18 protein-coding genes are annotated in these 22,192 nt (G+C 35.2%); 8 read left to right on the top strand and 10 right to left on the bottom strand.

The window, feature by feature from the left end:
- Together YWA_RS0101000 and YWA_RS0100995 are read right to left on the bottom strand one after the other, a co-directional pair.
- Entirely contained in the window at nucleotides 1–825 is an 825-nt protein-coding gene (locus YWA_RS0101000) for a GLPGLI family protein (protein WP_022826631.1), read from the bottom strand.
- A 16-nt stretch (nucleotides 826–841) separates the two neighbouring features.
- A complete protein-coding gene (locus tag YWA_RS0100995; RefSeq protein WP_026718492.1) occupies nucleotides 842–1,714 on the bottom strand; it encodes a GLPGLI family protein in 873 nt (290 codons plus the stop codon).
- A 123-nt stretch (nucleotides 1,715–1,837) separates the two neighbouring features.
- Between YWA_RS0100995 and YWA_RS0100990 the strand changes: the two genes are divergently transcribed.
- Together YWA_RS0100990 and YWA_RS0100985 are read left to right on the top strand one after the other, a co-directional pair.
- Nucleotides 1,838–2,629: a hypothetical protein gene (locus YWA_RS0100990; protein WP_022826629.1), complete on the top strand. Its 792-nt coding sequence runs from the start codon at nucleotides 1,838–1,840 to the stop codon at nucleotides 2,627–2,629.
- Nucleotides 2,629–3,243 carry a deoxynucleoside kinase gene (locus YWA_RS0100985; protein ID WP_022826628.1) on the top strand — a complete coding sequence of 205 codons (615 nt, stop codon included), beginning with the start codon at nucleotides 2,629–2,631 and terminating at the stop codon, nucleotides 3,241–3,243. Before YWA_RS0100990 ends, YWA_RS0100985 begins: the two co-directional genes overlap by 1 nt.
- Before the next feature lie 29 nt (nucleotides 3,244–3,272).
- On the opposite strand, the gene YWA_RS0100980 is transcribed toward YWA_RS0100985, so the two are convergent.
- From YWA_RS0100980 to YWA_RS0100945, 8 genes are all read right to left on the bottom strand, one after another.
- Nucleotides 3,273–5,660, bottom strand: coding sequence for a beta-mannosidase (locus YWA_RS0100980; protein WP_084682980.1), 2,388 nt, complete (start codon nucleotides 5,658–5,660; stop codon nucleotides 3,273–3,275).
- A gap of 85 nt (nucleotides 5,661–5,745) precedes the next feature.
- Complete coding sequence (locus tag YWA_RS0100975) at nucleotides 5,746–6,426, bottom strand: copper homeostasis protein CutC (protein ID WP_022826626.1); 681 nt, start codon at nucleotides 6,424–6,426, stop codon at nucleotides 5,746–5,748.
- 90 nt (nucleotides 6,427–6,516) lie between these two features.
- Entirely contained in the window at nucleotides 6,517–7,515 is a 999-nt protein-coding gene (locus YWA_RS0100970; RefSeq protein ID WP_022826625.1) for an isoaspartyl peptidase/L-asparaginase family protein, read from the bottom strand.
- On the bottom strand, nucleotides 7,515–9,776 hold the full coding sequence (locus YWA_RS0100965; RefSeq protein WP_022826624.1) for a family 20 glycosylhydrolase: 2,262 nt from the start codon (nucleotides 9,774–9,776) through the stop codon (nucleotides 7,515–7,517). Before YWA_RS0100965 ends, YWA_RS0100970 begins: the two co-directional genes overlap by 1 nt.
- 77 nt (nucleotides 9,777–9,853) lie before the next feature.
- The gene (locus YWA_RS0100960; RefSeq protein WP_022826623.1) at nucleotides 9,854–12,328 is read right to left on the bottom strand and encodes a sodium-translocating pyrophosphatase; all 2,475 of its coding nucleotides are present in this window, start codon (nucleotides 12,326–12,328) and stop codon (nucleotides 9,854–9,856) included.
- A 285-nt stretch (nucleotides 12,329–12,613) separates the two neighbouring features.
- A complete protein-coding gene (locus YWA_RS0100955; protein ID WP_022826622.1) occupies nucleotides 12,614–13,141 on the bottom strand; it encodes an inorganic diphosphatase in 528 nt (175 codons plus the stop codon).
- Between the two features lie 117 nt (nucleotides 13,142–13,258).
- The gene (locus YWA_RS0100950) at nucleotides 13,259–15,751 is read right to left on the bottom strand and encodes a DUF5686 and carboxypeptidase-like regulatory domain-containing protein (protein WP_022826621.1); all 2,493 of its coding nucleotides are present in this window, start codon (nucleotides 15,749–15,751) and stop codon (nucleotides 13,259–13,261) included.
- Nucleotides 15,752–15,912: 161 nt separating this feature from the next.
- A complete protein-coding gene (locus YWA_RS0100945; RefSeq protein WP_022826620.1) occupies nucleotides 15,913–16,893 on the bottom strand; it encodes a pyruvate dehydrogenase complex E1 component subunit beta in 981 nt (326 codons plus the stop codon).
- 338 nt (nucleotides 16,894–17,231) lie between these two features.
- Between YWA_RS0100945 and YWA_RS0100940 the strand changes: the two genes are divergently transcribed.
- From YWA_RS0100940 to YWA_RS0100915, 6 genes are all read left to right on the top strand, one after another.
- Nucleotides 17,232–17,774 (top strand): hypothetical protein, encoded by a 543-nt coding sequence (locus tag YWA_RS0100940; RefSeq protein WP_022826619.1) that lies wholly within the window; start codon nucleotides 17,232–17,234, stop codon nucleotides 17,772–17,774.
- A gap of 183 nt (nucleotides 17,775–17,957) precedes the next feature.
- Nucleotides 17,958–18,704 carry an electron transfer flavoprotein subunit beta/FixA family protein gene (locus YWA_RS0100935; protein ID WP_022826618.1) on the top strand — a complete coding sequence of 249 codons (747 nt, stop codon included), beginning with the start codon at nucleotides 17,958–17,960 and terminating at the stop codon, nucleotides 18,702–18,704.
- A gap of 96 nt (nucleotides 18,705–18,800) precedes the next feature.
- Entirely contained in the window at nucleotides 18,801–19,769 is a 969-nt protein-coding gene (locus tag YWA_RS0100930; protein WP_022826617.1) for an electron transfer flavoprotein subunit alpha/FixB family protein, read from the top strand.
- 105 nt (nucleotides 19,770–19,874) lie between these two features.
- The gene (locus YWA_RS0100925; protein ID WP_022826616.1) at nucleotides 19,875–20,498 is read left to right on the top strand and encodes a bifunctional nuclease family protein; all 624 of its coding nucleotides are present in this window, start codon (nucleotides 19,875–19,877) and stop codon (nucleotides 20,496–20,498) included.
- Between the two features lie 71 nt (nucleotides 20,499–20,569).
- Nucleotides 20,570–21,202 (top strand): hypothetical protein, encoded by a 633-nt coding sequence (locus YWA_RS0100920; protein ID WP_022826615.1) that lies wholly within the window; start codon nucleotides 20,570–20,572, stop codon nucleotides 21,200–21,202.
- Between the two features lie 41 nt (nucleotides 21,203–21,243).
- On the top strand, nucleotides 21,244–22,068 hold the full coding sequence (locus tag YWA_RS0100915; protein ID WP_026718490.1) for a thymidylate synthase: 825 nt from the start codon (nucleotides 21,244–21,246) through the stop codon (nucleotides 22,066–22,068).
- The last annotated feature ends 124 nt before the right edge of the window (nucleotides 22,069–22,192 follow it).

Below are 22,192 nucleotides of genomic sequence, written 5' to 3'. Positions count from 1 at the left end.
TTATCTTCTACTCTCTCGCATCTCTCTTAATTTTTTCTGTTCTAAATCATCATAGTCTTTTTGAGAAATTACAGTTCCTTTCGTTGGAGCATTTATCTTTAAATTATTCTTTGCATTCAGAACTATTTTAGAGCACAAAGTAATTGTTCTACCATCATTCACTTCTAAAATTAAACCAGGTAATCCCCACAAATTTTCCGGTCCATGATTAACCGGAATTTCTGGAGTGTACCAAACTGTTATATTCTGAGGCAGAAGTTTTTCAATCCCTAAAATAAGCGAGTTCCGTTGCTCTTGTTCAAGAACTCTTTTATTATAAGCTTCTTCCTCAGCTTCAGAAATTGGGATAATTCCTGTTGCTTTGTAACACGTATAATCACCTATTTTTTTAGTTTCGCTTTCTAATTTCCAATCTATTAAAACCAATGGCTCAGTGACAAGAAATTCTTTCAAAAACATATCTCTTTCAATTATCTCTTGCTTTTTTACTAAGTTCTTATATGTTTTTCCAAAACCTGAAGAGACCATTTTTATCACCATACCTTTTGTAGGAGCTGTTGGTAATTCTAATTGTTCTTCTTCTTGGTAAACCGATTCAGTTTTATTAAAATTGAGCACGAACGTTCTTTTTCGGCTATGAAAAACTTTCATACTTTCTGCCAAAGCAGCAGCTTTGTCTTTATCCAACGTGGAATCATCTAACGTAGAAACTACAGCATCAATCAATTTTACTTCATATATTGCAGTGCCCTGAAAATCTTGAGCATTTAAAAGGTTAACTTGAATAAACACTAATAAAATTATACTTCTTAATAAGTAATTCATTTTCTTTATTTAATTATTATCGCCCAAAATGCATATTTCTTCCCCCACCCATTTCTTGCATTTCCTTCATTTTTGCCGCGACAATTTCGTCGTATCCTTTTTGAGTAACCTCTTTACCCACTTTTGGCGCTTTTATATCCGCTTTTTCTTTCGTGTTCATCACTACTTTTGAACATAAGATAATCGTTTTGCCATCGTTCACTTCTAATATCAAACCTGGCAAACCCCAATAGCCTTCTGGTCCTTGATTCACAGGAATTTCAGGTGTATACCAAGCCGTAATTAAAACTTCTTTTGGCATTTCAAAATCCTCCATGAAATTCGTTGTTTTTGCCTTATCTTCTTTTTTGTCTTCTTTTTTATCATCGCCTTTAGCACGGTAATTTCTAAAATCAGAACCATCAACTGGTTTTACTGCAGTTGCTTTGTAACACGTATAACCACCAACTTGCTTGGTTTCGGATTCCATTTTCCACTCTAATTGCGGAAGCGCGTCTTTGATCAGGAATTCTTTACCCATAAATTCCTTGTCCACACTGTACATTTTTTCCTTGACATTTTTATAGTACGTTCCACCGCCACCCATCATAGACGCCATCATTCGCATACCACCATTTTGTCCTGGAGCTTCTAGTTTTTCTTCTTCTTTGTAAATAGAAGCGGAACGATCAAAGTTCAAAACAAATGTTTTTTCAAACATGCCTTTCATCCGTTCTTCAATCATTTTCTTCATTTCCGGAGTAATGTCTTTGTTGTCGTCCATCCGTTTACTCATATCAGACGTACTCGTTTTGGATTCGTAAACGGCTAAACCTTGAAATTCTTTTTGTGCGGAAACACTTAAAATTCCAAGTAGCATAAAGGCGAAAGTAAATATGGATTTGTTCATTAGACTATTTTTTTGAATTACATTATAGATTAGACTGTAAAGCTGAAAATTTGTTACACAATTACCATGCTAATAATTTATAACCTCTTTTACATTCAAAGGTTTAATCGTACTTTAGCGGTTATGAAATTGAAAATCACGCTTTTTCTTTTACTATCGTCTTTTTTTGTTTTTGCGCAAGCGGAATCAGAAACTACTGAATTGATTGACGAAATTACGATCAATGCAGATACTTTTATTGGTTACGACAAATTTGATTTTCTTTACTTCATCAAAGACAATGCGCTTTTTAAAGTCAAAGACCACATTTCGGAAACCTACAAAAATTTGGCTTTAGGCCAAATTACGAAAGTAGATTTACTTAATCCCTTAAAAATCATTGTATTTTACGAACGATTCAATACCGCGATCACGTTAGACAATCAATTGAATGAGACCTTAAAAATTAAATTTTCAGAATTAAAAACACCTTTAGTAGTAAGTAAAATAGGAATTGCATCTCAAAATCAGTTGTGGGTTTTTGATGAAATTACAAGCCAACTTTACTTATACGATACCGGAAACGGGACTTTAAAATCAGTTGGCACACCACTTTCAGAAGCGATTGTTTTCTACAATTCTGATTTTAATTATTTTGAATGGATGGACAAAAGCAAGAATTGGTATCAATGTTCCGTTTTTGGAACGATAAAGAAGTTGGATTATGCATTTGATTTCGATTCGATTTTATACAGCGACAACGAACAGATTTTTTATAAAAAAGAAGGAAAAGTATTGATTTTCAACCGAAATACGATGAAAATTACTTCGGTAGAAAATATTGATAAAACCTTTAAAAGTTTGACCTTCAAAAACCAAATTTTGTCTATTTTTACCAATCAAGGAATTAGCAATTTTAAAATCACAAAACCGTAATGCATATAGCAGTAGCAGGAAATATAGGTGCGGGAAAAACCACTTTAACCCGATTATTAGCGAAACACTTTAAGTGGGAACCGCATTTTGAAGACGTGGTAGACAATCCGTATTTAGATGATTTTTACCATCAAATGGAGCGTTGGAGTTTTAATCTTCAAATTTATTTCTTGAACAGTCGCTTTCGCCAAGTGTTGCAAATTAGAGAAAGTGGCAAGAAAATCATTCAAGACCGGACGATTTATGAAGATGCACATATTTTTGCGCCAAATTTACACGCAATGGGATTGATGACGAATCGGGATTTTGAAAACTACACTTCACTTTTTGAATTGATGGAAGGGCTTGTTGGCGCTCCGGATTTACTCATTTATCTGCGAAGTTCAATTCCAAATTTAGTGGGTCAAATTCACAAACGGGGAAGAGAATACGAAAACTCCATTTCCATCGATTATTTAAGTCGGTTAAACGAACGCTACGAAGCTTGGATTCATACTTATGATAAAGGAAAACTTTTAATTATTGATGTAGACAATATTAATTTTGTGGACAATCCCGAAGATTTAGGAATGATTATCAACCGAATTGATGCAGAAATCAACGGATTATTTTAGATACAAAAACGCCTCAATTGAGGCGTTTTCTATTTTAAAGTATCAAATATTATCTTTATTTTTATGCTTCGAGCTGGCTTATTTAATTTAATGATTCGCTTTTGATTTGGCAACAAATCAAAATAATTATCATCAAAAAATACTTCGTTTTCTGAGTAAAGATAAACGTCTTTCGCCAATACATCTGTAGAAACTTCTATCGTTAAGTCATCAATCTGTTCGACTTGAATTGTAGGTTTTGTCAATTGCAAATCTTTCGGTTTTGCAAAATAATAATTTGAAGATGCATTTTTAAACCGAACGTCTAAAACAGCTTCTTTTAAATCAAACTTTGAAAAATCTTCTTTGGCAATTTCAAAAACGATTGTACTTGAATTTTCTTCTACATTTATTTTCTTTGAACTTTGCCAAAGTATTTTTCCATCAAAAGACAATAATTTTAAAGTCAATTTATCGGAATATGTTTCAAAATTATCGTTGATCAAATACACTTTGTAGAACTCATTTTCTTCATTTACTGAAATTAATAGATTCTCAAAACTTCGTTTCGCTTGATAATGAAACGCTTTCCAATTGCCGTAAAAATCCAGCGAACTCCAAGAAGTTACGGGCCAACAATCATTAAATTGCCAATATAAAGTTCCCATATTATAAGGTTTTGCCCTTCGGTGCGCTTCCATTGCCGTTTTCATTCCATCAGCTTGCAGCAGTTGCGAAACATAAATATAATCTTCAAATTTTGTTGGAACTATAAAATCCCGTTCCATATATTCTCGGATTGTTTCGTAACCTATTGGATGTTTTTGATGGTTTTTTAAGGCTTCAGAATTGAAATTCAAATCTGTTTCAAGAACTACTTTTCTCAAAGTTTCGATGTTTGGCATACTTTGAAAACCGTATTCACTCATGAAACGTGGCACTTTAGTTTTATAGATTTCAAAAGGTTCTTTTCCCCACCAAACGCCCCAATAATGCGAATCACCTTGCGTCATACTTTCTTTTCGTCCCCAACCAATTGATGGCGACGAAGACCAATACACATTCTTTTCTTTCGAAACTAAACTATCTAACGTGTTCGGAATTACTTCGCGAAATACTTTTTTATAGTCGTTCCAAATTTGCATTGAATCCGACTTTGTGTAACTGTGTTGTTTTTGCCAACCCCAATTGTGCCAACCTTCATCATTCTCATTATTACCACACCAAAGCGCTAAACTAGGATGATTTTGAAGTCGATTTACTTGATAAATTACTTCTTGTTTTACATTTTTTATGAACTTTTTATCGCCAGGATACATGGCACAAGCAAACATAAAATCTTGCCAAACTAAAATTCCATTAGCATCGCAGGCATCATAGAAAGCTTCATCCGGATAAACGCCACCACCCCAAACGCGAAGCATATTCATATTCGCTTTCTTTGCGTTTGCAACTAATGATTTATATGTTGAATCTTTAACTCTTGGCAAAAAACTATCGGGTGGAATGTAATTTGCCCCTTTCATATAAACCATTTTACCGTTTAATTTAAACGCAAAACCTGTTCCTTTATCGTCTTTCTGCTGAATTAATTCGATCGTTCGTAATCCGATTTTCAACTGTTTTTCGTCCAACTTTTCATTGTTTTTTTGCAATTGAAAGTGAAACGCATATTGATGGGGAATTCCCAAACCATTACTCCACCACAAAATTGGATCCTTAATTTCAATTGGAATTTTAACCGTATTTATTCCTTTTTTTAAATTGAAATGAAACTGCTTTGCGCCAAAATAAATCTGATACTTACCGCTTTTCTGAACCTCAATTGTAAAAATAAAATCCAGCAAAGCTTTCTCTGCATTCAATACTTTTTGGTCGTACCGAACATTTTCGATCTTCGCTGAATTCCAAAATTTCAGTTGTACTTTTCGCCAAATTCCTGCCGTTACAAACCGCGGTCCCCAATCCCAACCAAATTGATATTGCGCTTTTCGCACAAAAATTCGTTCATTTTCAGGCAAAGTATACGGTAACTTTTCGGCTTCTTCTTTTCCTTTCTTCACTGTGGAATGAAAAACGATTTTCAAATGATTATTGTCTTTCTTCAAATATGATTTAGCAGAAATAACCCATTTCCGAAACATATTATCGGCTTCCAAAACTACTTTCCCGTTCAAGTACACGGTTGCATACGTATCTAAACCGTCAAATTCTAAATCGATATTTTGATTTTGAAATTCCACTTTTGAAAGTGGAAAGTACGTTTCATATTCCCAATTTTCGTGTTCAATCCATTGCAGTTGCTTTTCATTCGCACCAAAAAATGGATCAGGAATTAGTTTGTTTTGAAATAAATCCGTGTGAACCGTTCCCGGAATAGTAGCTTTGTACTTTTGAGCATCGTTTTGCTTATTGAACGTCCAATTTTCACTAGACAAATTTCTATGGGAAGTTTGCGCTATCGTTGAAAAGCAAATTAACAATGAAACAAAAAATAGTATTTTTTTAAACATGAATGCTTCTTTATCGGTTTGAAATGTTCTTCTTCAATTGCGCAACTTCTGCGGGATTAGCGGTTTCACTTCCGTCCGTTATTGCTGATGAATGATAGAAATTCGCGTTGACTAATTCATCGAATTCTGAAATATTTGTTGAACGCAATCCACCACCTGGCATAATTGTAATTCTGTCATTTGCTTGAAGCACCAACTCTTTCAAAACTTCTTTTCCTTCCATCACATTTGGAAAAGTTCCAGAAGTTAACATCGTAGAAAAACCACATAAAATAACATCTTCTAAAGCTGTTTTGTAATTGTCAACTTCGTCAAAAGCTCTATGAAAAGTGCAAGGAATTGGCTTTGCTAAATTTACTAATTCGCTATTTTTTTCAATGTTAACAGAATTATCCTCATTCAAAATTCCATAAACAAAACCGTTGACTGCAAGTTCCTTTCTCGCTTCAATTTCAGATTTCATTTGTTGAAATTCTTCATTCGAATAAACGAAGTTCCCACCTCTCGGACGAATCATTACATAAACATCAATTGAAAGATGCGCTTTTGCTTGCTGAATGATTTCAATACTAGGAGTTGTTCCTCCTAAATTAATTTCAGCACAAAGTTCCACTCTATCGGCTCCGTTTTCTTGAGCGATTAGGGCTGATTGTAAATTAAAACAAGCAATTTCCAGTTTTTTAGTAAACATACTTTTTGAATTTTCAAGCCACAGATTCAAAAGATTTCCACAGATTAAATAAAATCTTTTTTAATCTGTAAAATCTGTGGCAAATAACTATTATTTCAGATGATAATTCGCATCAATCAATCGATTTCCTGTAGCATCGTGAACGGCATAATTGAATCCACCTTGAACACAATACGAACCATATTCACCCTTTTTATTCAAAGCAATAAAACCAACCTGAATGTCTTTTAATTCTTTTCCACGCAGTTTGATTTTTTTGACAATTCTGGAAACCGCTTCTTCACAAGCTTTCTGTGGCGATTTTCCTTGACGCATTAATTCAACTACCAAATGACATCCTACTACTCGAATTACTTCTTCACCGTGACCTGTTGCCGTTGCAGCGCCAATTTCGTTATCCACAAACAATCCCGCACCAATTATCGGAGAATCACCGACTCTTCCGTGCATTTTAAACGCCATTCCACTTGTGGTGCAAGCTCCAGACAAATTTCCGTGACTGTCTAATGCAATCATTCCTATCGTGTCGTGGTTTTCGATATTCGCTTTGGGCAAATATTCGCTGGTTTTCAACCATTCTTTCCACTCTTTTTCAGACTCTGGCGTTAGCAAGTTTTCTTTTTTAAAACCTTGTTCTAATGCAAATTGTAACGCACCGTCACCAACTAACATTACATGTGGCGATTTTTCCATTACCAGTCGTGCGACAGAAATCGGATGCTTGATGTATTCCAAACAAGCGACTGATCCAATATTTGAAAGTTCGTCCATAATACAAGCGTCTAATGTCACTCGACCATCCCTGTCCGGACGACCGCCATATCCCACACTTCTTTCCTCTGGATTTCCTTCCGGAATTTTTACACCCGCTTCAACCGCATCTAACGCTTTACCGTTATTGTTTAGAATTTTCCACGCTTCCGCATTGGCTTCGATGCCAAAACGCCAAGTAGAAAGTACGATTGGCTTGGTTATTTTATTTGAAATTGATTTAATTTCAGGATCTTCCAGATTTCTTTTGAAAGCGGTAAACGCTAATCCAGCAGAAGCCAAAGCTGTATTCTTCAAAAAATTTCTTCTATTTGCCATTATTCTATACTTATTTCGTCCACAAATAACCAACTTTGGGAACCTGCACCAGGCATTCCGTCAGCGATAATTCCGTTATTTACAGCAATTACTTTTACAAATTTTGCTTTAGTTTTCGGGAAATTCACTTCAATTCTTCCTCCTTTTTGAGAAATTTCTTTCTGGCTAATGGTCTGAATTGTTTTGAAATTTTTTCCGTCTTCAGAAACTAAAAACTGGATTTCCTTTGGGAAATAAATCCAACTTCCTTCGCCTAATAAAGTATTGATTTTGATTTTTGAAATCGTTTCAGTTGCACCCAAATCAATCGTTGCATTCAAATCTTTTCCCCAAAACCCCAACCAATCTCTTCCATATTTAGATGGATTCCCGACCATTCCATCGACTAATGTGAAACTTCCACCGATAGAATAATTTTCATGTGGTGGAGCTACTAATTCAATCTTTTTTCCAGTAGATTTATTGATGAAAAAATCTTGTTCGATCGTAGCACTTTTCACTTTTCCTTCTTCAAAATAATTCGCTTTTACAGTTGTGTTTTCAGTAATACTAATTGGTTTTGTGTAAGAAAACGAATTTAAAACGGGTTCAGAACCATCTGTTGTATATCTAATTCCACTAGGATTAGGTGATTTCAATTCGAAAGCCACGCCTTTATCACTTGGAAGAACTGCTGAAGTGACTTCGAAAATGGACTTGCTGTAATTGATTCCCATTTTCTCATAGAAATCGAAATGCTGAATGATTCGTTTTTCAAATTCTTTGTAGTTTTTTGGATTTGAAGTTTCCCACAAAACTTCAGAAAGCGCTGCCATTCTTGGCATGATCATGTATTCGACTTGCTTGGTCGTTGGAATATATTCCGACCAAACATTGGCTTGAGCGCCTAAAATATATTTTGCTTCGTCTGCAGTTAATTCATCTGGAATTGGATTAAAAGAATATACTTTTTCCAAAGGCGTATAACCTCCTATTGCGATTGGTTCGTTTTTTGGTTCGCCTTGATAATGGTCGAAATAAACATGAGAACCCGGCGTCATCACCACATAATGTTTGTCTTTTGCTGCAATAATACCACCTTCCGTTCCTCTCCAACTCATTACGGCTGCATTTGGCGCCAAGCCGCCTTCAAGAATTTCGTCCCAACCAATGATTTGTCGCCCTTTTGAATTTAAGAATTTCTCTATTCTATTGATGAAATAACTTTGCAATTCGTGCTCATCTTTTAAACCTTTTTCTTTGATTAAATTCTGACAATGACTGCATGCTTTCCAGCGTGTTTTAGGAGATTCATCCCCTCCAATGTGAATGTATTCTGATGGGAAAAGTGCAATCACTTCCGTTAAAACATCTTCTAAAAAAGTAAATGTTTCTTCTTTTGGACAATAGACATCTTCCAGAACACCCCAAATCTTTGCTACTTCAAACGGACCTCCTGTACAAGAAAATTCTGGATAAGCGGCTAATGCAGCGAGTGAATGACCTGGCATTTCAATTTCAGGAACGATGGTTACGTGTCGCTTTTTGGCGTAGGCCACAATGTCTTTTACCTCATCTTGGGTATAAAAACCGCCGTGCTTTATAGTGTCAAATTTCTGATCGTTGTAATGTTCAATCATCGAACCTTTTCTCCAAGCGCCAACTTCCGTTAATTTGGGATACTTTTTAATTTCGATTCGCCAACCTTGGTCTTCCGTTAAATGCCAGTGAAAAGTGTTCATTTTATACATGGCGATGTAGTCAATGTATTTCTTGATAAACTCTTTTGGAAAGAAATGACGACCCACATCCAAGTGCATTCCACGCCATTTGAATTTCGGCTGGTCCTTAATTTTCACGCTTGCAATTTTAGCATTCTTCGTTTTTTCGAACGGAATACTTTGTAGCAATGTTTGAATACCATAAAACAACCCTTGATTTGCAGAAGCCGTAATCTGAATGTTACTTTTATCAATTATCAAATTATAATTTTCAGATAAATCTGTTACTGATTTAACTTCTTCAATTACAAGCTTGATTGCGTTTTTGGAAATCGGTTTCGTAGTAATTTTCAAATCCAATCCTGTTTTTACTTTTATATTTTCTTTCAAAAAAAGCGCTTCAAAAGCTTTTACGTCAGCAACCTGAATAACCGTATTGGGATTTAATGAAAAAGAATCCGCTTGGTATTCAATATTTTTAGGCATTGGAATCAACGGTTCTTTTTGGGCCAAACAAAAATTAGAAATAAGAAGTACAATAAAAAATTGCAGTATTCGCATAGTAGTAAGATTTTGGTGCATAAATATATAAAAAATGCCCCACTTTCGTAGGGCATATTATTTAAATAACAGTAAAACTATTGTGCTTTAAAAGCTTTAATTTTAGCAGCAACTTCGGCTTCAGTACCTTCAAATTCGGCATTTTCTTCGACACCGTTGATCGTTTTTGAGACTCTTGCAGAGAATTTACCATCTGTATTGGTTTGTTCTATTTGAAACTCATTCGTCATCACCGTTGTTTTTCCTGCCATTTTCATGTGTTCACAATTCATGTTGGTGCAACCCATTTTCACACATTCTTCGTTTGACATGGATTTACACATCATTTCAGTACCTTGTTTAGAACAACAGGAAGCCATTGCAGTATTTGATGACGAACCGTTTCCTAAAATTGGTGCGATAACCAACCCAATCAAACAAGTCAATTTAATCAAAATATTCATTGATGGCCCAGAAGTATCTTTAAATGGATCTCCAACCGTGTCGCCCGTTACCGCTGCTTTGTGAGCGTCCGAACCTTTGTAAGTCATTTCTCCGTTAATCAAAACACCCGCTTCAAAAGATTTTTTAGCATTATCCCAAGCACCTCCAGCATTATTTTGAAACACAGCCCAAAGTACACCAGAAACAGTAACTCCAGCCATATATCCACCTAACATCTCTGCTACTAACTGATTGTTTTCTGGATAAACTAACATTCCTAAAAGCACAATTGCAATTGGAAAACCAATCGTTAAAACTCCTGGCAACATCATTTCGCGTAAAGCGGCTTTCGTTGAAATTTCCACACATTTGCCATATTCTGGTTTGCCCGTCCCTTCCATAATTCCAGGAATTTCCTTGAACTGGCGACGTACTTCATACACCATATCCATTGCGGCTTTTCCAACAGAATTCATTGCCAAAGCGGAAAATACTACTGGAATCATTCCACCAACAAATAACATTGCTAAAACTGGAGCTTTGAAAATATTAATTCCGTCAATTCCTGTGAATGTTACATAAGCTGCAAATAAAGCTAGAGAAGTTAAGGCTGCTGAAGCGATTGCAAAACCTTTTCCTGTTGCAGCAGTTGTATTTCCTACCGCATCCAAAATATCTGTTCTTGTGCGAACTTCTTTTGGTAATTCACTCATTTCAGCAATTCCACCTGCATTGTCTGCAATTGGACCGAAGGCGTCAATTGCTAATTGCATTGCCGTAGTGGCCATCATTGCTGAAGCTGCTAAAGCTACTCCGTAAAATCCTGCTAAAGCATAAGACCCCCAAATTGCCGCTGCAAATAAAAGTACCGTTGGAAATGTAGAAATCATACCTGTTGCTAAACCTGCAATTACGTTTGTTCCAGCACCAGTTGACGATTTTTGTACAATTGCCATAACTGGTTTTGTTCCTAATCCTGTGTAATATTCTGTTACTGATGAGATAATTCCACCAACGGCTAAACCAACAATCGTTGCATAAAAAACACGCATTGATGAAATATCTTTCAATCCTTCGCCGTAGAAACTCATTTTCATAGTTTCAGGCAACATGAAGTCAACTAGAAAGTAACACGCGATTAACGTCAACAGAATTGAAATCCAGTTACCAATATTCAGTGCTTTTTGTACTTCATTTTCTTTTGCATTATCATTAGAAATTTTCACCACCATCGTTCCGATAATTGAGAATAAAATTCCAAAACCGGCGATTGCCATTGGTAATAAAATGGGTCCAATTCCGCCGAAAGCATCTTGAATACTTCCACCCATATCTTTAATTACGTAGTTTCCTAAAACCATTGCTGCAAGAACGGTTGCCACGTAAGAACCGAATAAATCGGCACCCATTCCTGCAACGTCACCTACATTATCTCCAACGTTATCTGCAATTGTAGCTGGATTTCTGGGATCATCTTCAGGAATTCCAGCTTCCACTTTACCTACTAAATCCGCACCAACATCGGCAGCTTTAGTGTAAATACCACCACCAACTCGTGCGAATAAAGCAATTGATTCAGCACCTAAAGAAAATCCTGCTAATGTTTCCAAAACGATGGTCATCGCTTCAGTGTCTTGCCAAACGCCCTCTGAAAGCACGTGAAAGAAAATGATGAAGAAGGTTGTTAAACCTAAAACGGCTAAACCTGCTACTCCAAGTCCCATTACGGTTCCACCGCCGAAAGAAACTTTTAAGGCTTGCGGCAAACTTGTTCGAGCGGCTTGCGTTGTTCTAACATTTGTTTTTGTTGCGATTTTCATTCCCATATTTCCCGCAAGAGCAGAAAAGAAGGCTCCAAAAATAAAAGCAACTACAATTAATAAATGTGTTTTAACTCCCGGTAAAAAAGTGATTCCGGCTAACGCAATACTTGCAATAACTACAAATACTGCTAATAATTTATATTCTGCTTTTAAAAAGGCCAAAGCACCTTCGTAGATGTAATCTGAAATTTCTTTCATTTTTCCGTCACCGGCGTCTTGCTTTAATACCCACGATCTTTTCATCCACATAAAAAGCAGACCAATAATTGCCATAACTATCGGTACGTAAATCATCATTGATTCCATAAAATGTTTTTGGTTTTTTGTTAATATTATGTAAATATAACGAAACGGAACGAACTACAAAACAAACTTCCCAATAGATTCTACAGTATTTTAGTAATAATACAAGTCTAAATTTAAACTATCGTCACCATTATTTCTAACACTTCCCACATGAAGTAAAAATTTTAACATTTTTATACAGCAATGCGCGTTAAAAATTCAGAATATTCAAAACTCAAAATAGTTCATAAAAAAACACCTGCAAAAATATATTTACAGGTGTTTTTATTTCATATCAGTACGTTCTTAAATAGCGAACAATCCTTCTGGCTTATTTTCGATTTCTTGGAAACGATTCACGCATTTAGAAATAATATCTCTTGCTTCGTTTACATCTCCCCAACCTTCTACATCAACTTGTTTATTTTCAAGATCTTTGTAAACTTGGAAAAAATGCTCAATTTCCTTCACTAAATGTGGATTCATATCGCTCAAATCATTTAAGTTACTCCAAATTGGATCTGAAATTGGCACACAAATGATTTTCTCATCTGGACCTTTGTCGTCTGCCATATGGAACACGCCAATTGGTTTTACTTCAATCACACAACCTGGAAACGTAGGCTCCGTGATCAAAACTAAAACGTCTAATGGATCACCATCTAACGCTAAAGTTTCCGGAATAAATCCGTAATCTGCAGGATACATCATCGATGAGAACAACATTCTATCGAATCGCATTCTTTTTAAATCAAAATCGTATTCATATTTATTTCTACTTCCTCGTGGAATTTCGATTAAAACATCGAAAGAGTGTTTTTTATCAGCTGTCATTTCTGTATTTTTCAATTTTTACGACTGCAAAAGTAAGCAAATATTAGTGTTTTTCAATACAGAATGCACGTTATCTCTACATTAACTTTTTAAATGGCTGAAAATTATTTTCAGAAATTAGAATCTTATTCCCAAAGACGCCTTCACTCCGAAATTATTTGTGTTTTCAGTACGGTAATTTCCACGCCAAGCGAATTCAATTTTCAACACTTTAAATATGTTTCCAATTCCTGCATTGTATTCGTAATAAAAATCTTCTGGTGCTTGGTATAAAAGTCCCGATGCATTGATTGCGCGATTTTCATCACTAATTGTTCCATAAACTCCTTTAATTCCAATTGTCTCTCTCCAGTTTAATTTTCTTAAAAATGGGATTCTTGAAAAAATTCGTCCACCAAAATTATGTTGCAATTGAATGGTCGCGTAGGTATCTGTTTGAAATTCGTAGAAATCAAGTAAATTAAATGTATTTGCGATCGTCCAGTAAGTTTGGTTTCCTGGAACAATACTTAATAACGACAACGGTATCTCTCCGAATGTTTTTCCCAATTCAGTCGTCACATCTAATCGTCCAATTCCGCCCATATTTAAAGGCTGTTTGTAATACAATTGTACTTTCTTGTAGTCAAAATCACTATCAAACACATCCTTAAGTCCTTGACTGTAATTTAGAAATAATTGAGCATACGGTTTATTTGTTGTTCGTCGTTCCACGCCACTTCCCACTGTTTTTCTTGAAAATGTATAATCAAGTTGCACATTAAATTCCGATTGTTTTACACGACTTTGAATTTCTCCTAATGGATTTCCGGCTGTAGGTAAAACAGTATAATAATCCATACTGAAACTGTCCGAAGCTGATATTAAAGTTCGGTAAGACATCCCGGCTGCTACTGTGAAATTTCGAGCAGGTTCAATTTCCGCAGAAAAATTAGTCAAGCTTACGTTCGTTAATTTACCATTATTTCCCGCCGAAAACAGCGAAGAAGACGCAAAACTTCTGTCCATTTCATCATTTGTTTCTGTAAAACTGGCACCAATTTGCTCCACATCGCGTCGATTTCCTAGTGAAAGAATGAGTCGACTTTTGGGTTCTACCATCCATTTTCCTGAAATTCCGTATTTGAATTTATTGTCTTTAAATCCGTAAGCGGTATATCCTTGAACACGCCATTTATCATTTTCACCAAAATAAGTTCGACCACCAACCCGCAGACGAAGACCTTCAACCTCGTTGTAACCCACTGTGGATAGAATTGGACCAACATCAAAATTACCGTAATGCAGGTATCCACTTCCTATAATTTGCACGACGTCGTATATTTGCAGAAAGCGCTTGTTGGTTTGCAACGTATCAAGCATTTTATAGACGCCTTTCTCGTCTTTATTTAAATGTTCAAAACGATTGTCTTGCCAATAATCATCAGATTTGACATACACTTGCGGATCTGAATTTTGAATTTCAGGCTTATAAAAATCCTCCGGCCTTTCCTTGTCAAAAATATGGTCGCGAAACATGGTCGTTCTTTTCCCATAAACCCCTTTCGACTTTTCTTTTTTGCTTAACGCAAAATCAGTCATGATGTAATCTCTTTTCAACAGAAAAACAGAATCGTTTAAAACGTCAAAATCTTGTTCAATGTAAATTTCTTTGACCCAGTTGATGTTGGCACTTTTAGTTACTTCAAGATTGATTTTTTTGATTGCCCAAGTGGTATCGTTTACCCAAAAATTTCCTTTAAATGTCAATTCGTTTTTTCGACGGGGATAATATACAATATTGTAACACCATTTATTCTCGATAAAAGAACTGTCTGCTAGAACGTAATTGTACACATCAATTCCAGTTCGAGAAAGCGGACTCGTAAACGCTTTATCAAAGAATTTCAAGTAATTGTCGTAGATGTCGTAATCTGCATATAAATCGCTTACGTACGATGTTATTTGCTGATTATTACTGAAACCCGAATTTTTATTGGCCACCAAAACCTCTTTTACTTTGCTTCTCACATTATCACCATAGACGTTTGAAAGTGCTTCGTTGATAAAAATAGGCAAATAAGTTTTTCCTGTAATCCTTGAAGTATCAACTGAATTAAAGATGAATTCCATGCCTTTGAACAACCGTTGCTTCATAAAAGCACTGTCAATGGTGTTCATGTCAAACTCAATTTTCTCATACTTGCCCATTTCATATTGCTTGAATTGACGCAAACCATTTTTACGTTTACGTTCCCATATTTTTCGCAAAATATCAATGGCAGGATTGTTTTTCTTGGAAGTTTTGGCACTGTAAATTTTAACCTCAGCTAATTCTTCGCCTGACGTTAAAATCACTTTCATATTATAAGTTACCGCTTTCTCTAAAGTAATGTCTTGTGTGGCATAGCCAATAAAGGAAACTTGCAGCGTCTTGCGATTCTCTTTTGACTCGAGGTAAAAAATTCCGTCTTCATTTGTAATCATCCCTTCTGCAGTGCCAAGAAACCCAACATTGGCGTAAGCCACCGGTTTTTTATTTTCGTCTAAAACGATACCGCTTACTTTTGTTTGTGCGAATGAAAATGAAATCATCCAGAATAACAAACCTAAAAATATTTTATCTTTCATATATTAAATGCTGCTAAAAAAAGAAGTTGGACTTTTATTTGGGGTAAACTTCTAAAAAAAAACTTCACCAAAGTTACCCATGATGAAGTTCAAATATAGTAATAAGTTGCAAAGAAAAAATATTTTTAATTCGTAAACTTATGGTATGTATTGATTGCAAATTACTTTTTGTAAGCTACTTTTTTAACCGCTTTAATTACGTCTTCTGCATTTGGCAACCAGTCTTTTAATAAGTTTGGAGCGTATGGAGCTGGCGTATCAGCAGTTGTGATTCTCTGAATTGGAGCATCTAAAAAGTCAAAAGCTCTTTCTTGAACCATATACGTAATTTCTGAAGCAACACTTCCAAAAGGCCAAGCTTCTTCAAGAACTACTAATCTATTTGTTTTCTTAACCGATTTGATAATCGCGTCATAATCCATTGGACGAACCGTTCTTAAATCGATAATTTCACATGAAATTCCTTCTTTTGCAAGTTCTTCAGCAGCAATATGAGCTTCTTTGATAATTTTACCAAAAGAAACAATCGTTACATCCGTACCTTCTCTTTTAACATCAGCAACTCCAATAGGAATGATGTAATCTTCTTCAGGAACTTCTCCTTTGTCGCCATACATTTGTTCCGATTCCATGAAAATAACTGGGTCGTTGTCGCGAATAGCTGCTTTCAAAAGACCTTTCGCATCATAAACCGTTGATGGAACTACTACTTTTAAACCTGGACAGTTTGCGTACCAACTTTCAAAAGCTTGAGAGTGTGTCGCACCTAATTGTCCTGCAGAAGCGGTTGGACCTCTAAAAACCATTGGCATTGGGAATTGTCCCGCTGACATTTGGCGCATTTTAGCTGCGTTATTGATAATCTGGTCAATTCCTACTAATGAGAAGTTGAACGTCATAAATTCTACAATCGGACGGTTACCGTTCATTGCTGAACCTACTGCAATTCCAGCAAAACCAAGTTCTGCAATTGGAGTATCTATCACACGTTTGGGACCAAATTCGTCCAACATTCCTTTGGAAGCTTTGTAAGCACCGTTGTATTCGGCCACTTCTTCTCCCATTAAATATATTGATTCATCGCGACGCATTTCTTCGCTCATCGCTTCACAAATAGCTTCTCTAAATTGGATAGTCCTCATATCGTAAAAATTTATCTTCTTAAATTTTGAACTGCAAAAATAAAAATTAAAACCTATATAACGACATAAATAACTTTTAAAATATTTAGGAGCTATTTCCGGCTATCCGTTTTATCTTTTTCCTGCTTAAAGAAAGCAGGAAAAAGGATGCTCACTCCTCTCCGTCCCGAGACTTCGGGATAGGGATTTTATGGTTTTCAGCTATTTTAAATTTCACACTAAAAATCTTAATTTCAATAGAAATTAAAAATATACGGCATTTACCGTATTTACTTCATTTCCAATATTGTGCAACTTTGGTAAACTATTAAAAGTTTAATCATTAAAAAAACCATATCATGAAAACAACAATTACCTCCTTATTGATTCTATTTGTTTCAATAACGGCACTTGCCCAAATCAAAGGAAAAAAATCAGAAGAAACATTTACCGCTAAAAACGGCCGAACATTTAATGTGGACGAAATCATTCAACTAAAAGAACCAAGTAACGGCGATAAGTTTGCATTTGTCTACGAATTCAAATCTTCGCTATCGCTAAAAAACATCACCAATGCAGCAAAATCAATTAATGATGTCAGAAACATGAACGTAACGGATGTCAATAGCATTTCAGCTAATCTTGACAATGTTCAAACGTTAGCAAGCAACGACATGATCAGCGACAGTATGGGAAGTTTGATGAACGCCGTAGTAAGCGAAAAATATGTAACTGAAAACGCATTAGACAAAACTGCTGCAAATACGAAATGGAAAATCGACACTTTTAAAATCTACACGGACAAAGATACCGGCGAACAAATCGTGCATGCTATGGCAAAAGGAGCTGGAAAAACAATTGCGATTTTGATTGATTTTGCCATTATAAAAGGGGAATTATAGTAAAAAAGACATTTACATTCAATAACAAAGGCTAATTTTCTAGAAGATTAGCCTTTTTTGTGTACAATTACCAACCTGATAAATAGCTCAAAATATCACTATATATTATGCATGCATAGTTCTTTTTTTAAAAAATAGTTGTATTTTCGTAGCCAAAATACGATAATCTAAATAACAATAAAGATGAAAATATTAGTTTGCATCAGTCACGTGCCTGATACTACTTCCAAGATTAATTTCACCAATGGAGACGCTGAGTTTGACACAAATGGCGTTCAATTTGTAATTAACCCTAACGACGAATTTGGTTTAACAAGAGCAATTTGGTTCCAAGAACAACAAGGAGCAAACGTAACTGTTGTGAATGTTGGTGGTCCAGATACAGAACCAACTTTGCGTAAAGCATTAGCTATTGGAGCAAACGAAGCAATTCGTGTAAACGCTGCACCAAAAGATGGCTTTTTCGTAGCGACTCAATTAGCAGAAGTAATTAAAGCAGGAAACTACGATTTAATTATCGCAGGAAAAGAGTCATTAGATTACAACGGCGGAATGGTTCCTGGGATGTTAGCGGCTATTTTAGGCTACAATTTCGTAAATTCTTGTACGGAATTAAAAGTAGATGGAACTTCAGCAACTGCTTCAAGAGAAATCGACGGTGGAAAAGAAATCGTTTCTACAACTTTGCCATTAATTATTGGTGGTCAAAAAGGTTTAGTAGAAGAGAAAGATTTGAAAATTCCAAACATGAGAGGAATTATGACAGCAAGAACTAAAGCCTTGACTGTTTTAGAGCCTGTTAATGCCGAAGTAACTACGAAAGCGGTGAAGTTTGAAAAACCAGCGGCTAAATCAGCAGTAAAATTAATCAGTCCTGATAACTTGGATGAATTAATTAATTTATTACACAACGAGGCTAAAGTGATTTAAGATGTTTGAATTTAGATTTGAGATTAAAATCTATGTCTAAAATCAAAATTAAACACGCTTCAAAAATCATAATTCTAAAATCAAATATTTAAGACTATGTCAATATTAATATATGCAGAATCTTCTTCAGAAGGAAAATTCAAAAAAGTAGCTTTCGAGTTGGCTTCTTATGCAAAAAAAGTAGCTGAATCATTAAATACAACAGTAACTGCAATTACTGTAAACAATACAAATGCAGCTGAATTATCAAAATACGGTGTAGATAAAGTGTTGAAAGTTTCTAACGACAAGTTAAAAAACTTCACAGCAAAAGCATACGCTGACATAATCAAACAAGCAGCTGACAAGGAAAACGTAAAATTAGTTTTACTTTCTTCTACAACAGACAGTTTATACATGGCTCCACTAGTTGCTGTAGGATTAAACGCAAGTTTTGCTTCAAATGTGGTTGGCTTACCAGTAAGCATGTCACCTTTTCAAGTAAAAAGAACAGCTTTCTCTAACAAGGCTTACGTTATTTCTGAATTAGAAACAGAAGTAAAAGTGTTGAGCTTAGCTAAAAACTCTTATGGATTGGTTGAAAATGCTTCAACTCTAACTGAAGAAGATTTCGCTCCAACACTTAACGACGGTGATTTCAGCGTTAAAGTGGAAAGTGTTGAAAAAGCTTCTGGAAAAGTAACGATTGCTGATGCCGAAGTTGTTGTTTCTGGCGGACGTGGATTGAAAGGTCCAGAAAATTGGGGAATGCTCGAAGATTTGGCTTCCGTTTTAGGAGCTGCAACAGCATGTTCTAAACCCGTTTCAGATTTAGGATGGAGACCTCACAGTGAACACGTTGGTCAAACTGGAAAACCAGTAGCCACCAATTTATATATTGCAGTTGGAATTTCAGGAGCTATTCAGCATATCGCGGGAATCAGCTCTTCGAAAGTAAAAGTGGTAATCAATTCAGATCCGGAAGCGCCTTTTTTCAAAGTAGCAGATTACGGAATCGTAGGTGATGCATTTGATATCGTTCCGAGATTAACTGAAAAATTACGCGAATTCAAGGCTAATTCGTAAATATTCTTTAAATTGTGCCCATATTGGGGCTATCTGAATTGAGATAGAAATATCAAGTTCAGATAGCCTTTTTTTATTTTAAAAATCAAATTTATTTCCTTAAAAATGAGCTTAGTAAAACTAACCATCAAAGGTATATCCTATAGCCAAACGCAGAATGGGGCTTACGCTTTAATACTAAATGAAGTCGATGGCGACCGCAAACTTCCAATTGTCATTGGTGCTTTTGAAGCCCAATCGATTGCAATTGCGTTAGAAAAAGAAATCAAGCCACCTCGTCCGTTGACGCACGACTTATTTAAAAGTTTTGCCGACCGTTTTGATATTGTGGTCAAACAAGTCATTATCCATAAATTAGTGGACGGCGTTTTCTTTTCAAGCATCATTTGCGAACGCGATAAAATTGAGGAAATTATTGACGCTAGAACGTCGGATGCAATTGCACTAGCCTTGCGTTTTTCGGCTTCCATTTTCACTTATAAAAACATTCTAGACAAAGCGGGAATTTATTTGAAAACCAATCCCAAAGAAGGTGAATTTGACGCGTCAGGTGATGACATTTTATCAGCTCCTGAAACTTTTGGCATTCCAGAAGAATCAAATGTAGCGGAAGGCGGAACGTATGCAAAGCAAAGTTTATCTGAATTGAATGACTTGCTTAATGAAGCTGTTGAAAATGAAGACTACGAAAAGGCAGCTAAAATTCGGGATGAGATTTCGAGAAGATAGCTTTATAGGTTCATGGTATTAGGTTTAGGGTTCAAGATGTTAGGTTAAAAAGTAGAGTAAAATACATTAAAATGAAACAAAAATTGATTTTAATAGCTACAATTTCAGCACTTTACTCCTGCAAAAATGCTACGGTTATTTTTGAAGTTAGTCAACCTGAAAATGTAAAAGAGCAAAAGGAATTTCCTAAAAAACTCATTGGCACTTACTATAATCCTGATGAAAATTCTCAATTAGAAATTGGAAAGTATTTTATTTTAAAAAAAATCACGCTAGATGACACCTTGAAAATTTCAGAATTAGACAAAAATGAACGTATTGTAAATGATACTTTATACTTGTTAAACTCAAAGGTAAAATACAAAATTTTAAAAATAAATGATTCCTTATTTAGCAATTACATTTATGCTGATACCACTTTTAATCTTAAAAAAACGTACGTTTTAAAGAAATTCAAAGGTTATTATTTTCTAAATAATAAAACTGATACTGACTTTTGGGAAGTCGAAAAACTATCTATAAATAAGGGTATTTTGCAAATTAATGGCATAAAAACCATTGATGAAATGAATTTGATGGAATCTATTACTGAAAGCAAAAAAGATACAACTAAACCTTTTAGAGTTAAACCGCCTAAGAAGCAATTTAAAGCTTTCATCAAACAAAATGGTTTTACTCAAGGTGAAATTTACATAAGACAATAAAATAAATTTGTCATTGGCGAATGCCTAAAAACTCTACAACAATGAAACAATATATTGAATTAGTTAACTACGTTTTAAAACAAGGCGTTCAAAAAGGAGACCGAACAGGAACAGGAACAAAAAGTGTTTTTGGATACCAAATGCGTTTTGATTTATCCGAAGGTTTTCCAATGGTTACAACTAAAAAATTACATTTAAAATCAATTATACACGAATTACTTTGGTTTCTAAAAGGCGAAACGAATATTGCCTATTTAAAAGAAAATGGCGTTCGAATCTGGGATGATTGGGCTGATGAAAATGGGGACTTAGGTCCTGTTTATGGCCATCAATGGAGGAATTGGAATTCGGAAGAAATCGACCAGATTACTGAAATCATCGAAACGTTGAAAACCAATCCAAACAGCAGAAGAATGTTGGTTTCCGCTTGGAATCCATCTGTTTTACCAGATACTTCAAAATCTTTTTCAGAAAACGTAGCAAACGGAAAAGTGGCTCTCCCTCCTTGCCATGCGTTTTTCCAATTCTATGTCGCTGAAGGAAAATTATCTTGTCAATTGTATCAAAGAAGTGCAGATATATTCTTAGGTGTTCCATTCAATATTGCATCTTACGCTTTATTGACAATGATGATTGCACAAGTTTGCGGACTAAAAGCAGGTGATTTTATTCACACTTTTGGTGATGCACATATTTACAACAACCATTTTGAACAATTGGAATTGCAACTTTCCCGTGATGTGAAACCATTGCCTACAATGATTTTAAATCCTGAAATCAGTAATATTTTTGATTTCAAATTTGAAGATTTCACTTTAGAAGGTTACGATCCACATCCTGGAATTAAGGGAAGTGTTGCTGTTTAATTATATTTTATAGCCATTTACAGCTGATATTCTATAATAGATATTTTACATTATCAGTAAGAAACTACTTTCTTCTATTTAAGGTTTAACACTTAAAAGCACGGATTATTGCTTTTTTTTCACT

The sequence above is a fragment of the Flavobacterium antarcticum DSM 19726 genome (assembly GCF_000419685.1).
Lineage (GTDB): Bacteria > Bacteroidota > Bacteroidia > Flavobacteriales > Flavobacteriaceae > Flavobacterium > Flavobacterium antarcticum.
The sequence above is the reverse complement of the archived record's forward strand: the minus strand, read 5'-3'. Positions and strand labels throughout refer to the sequence as shown.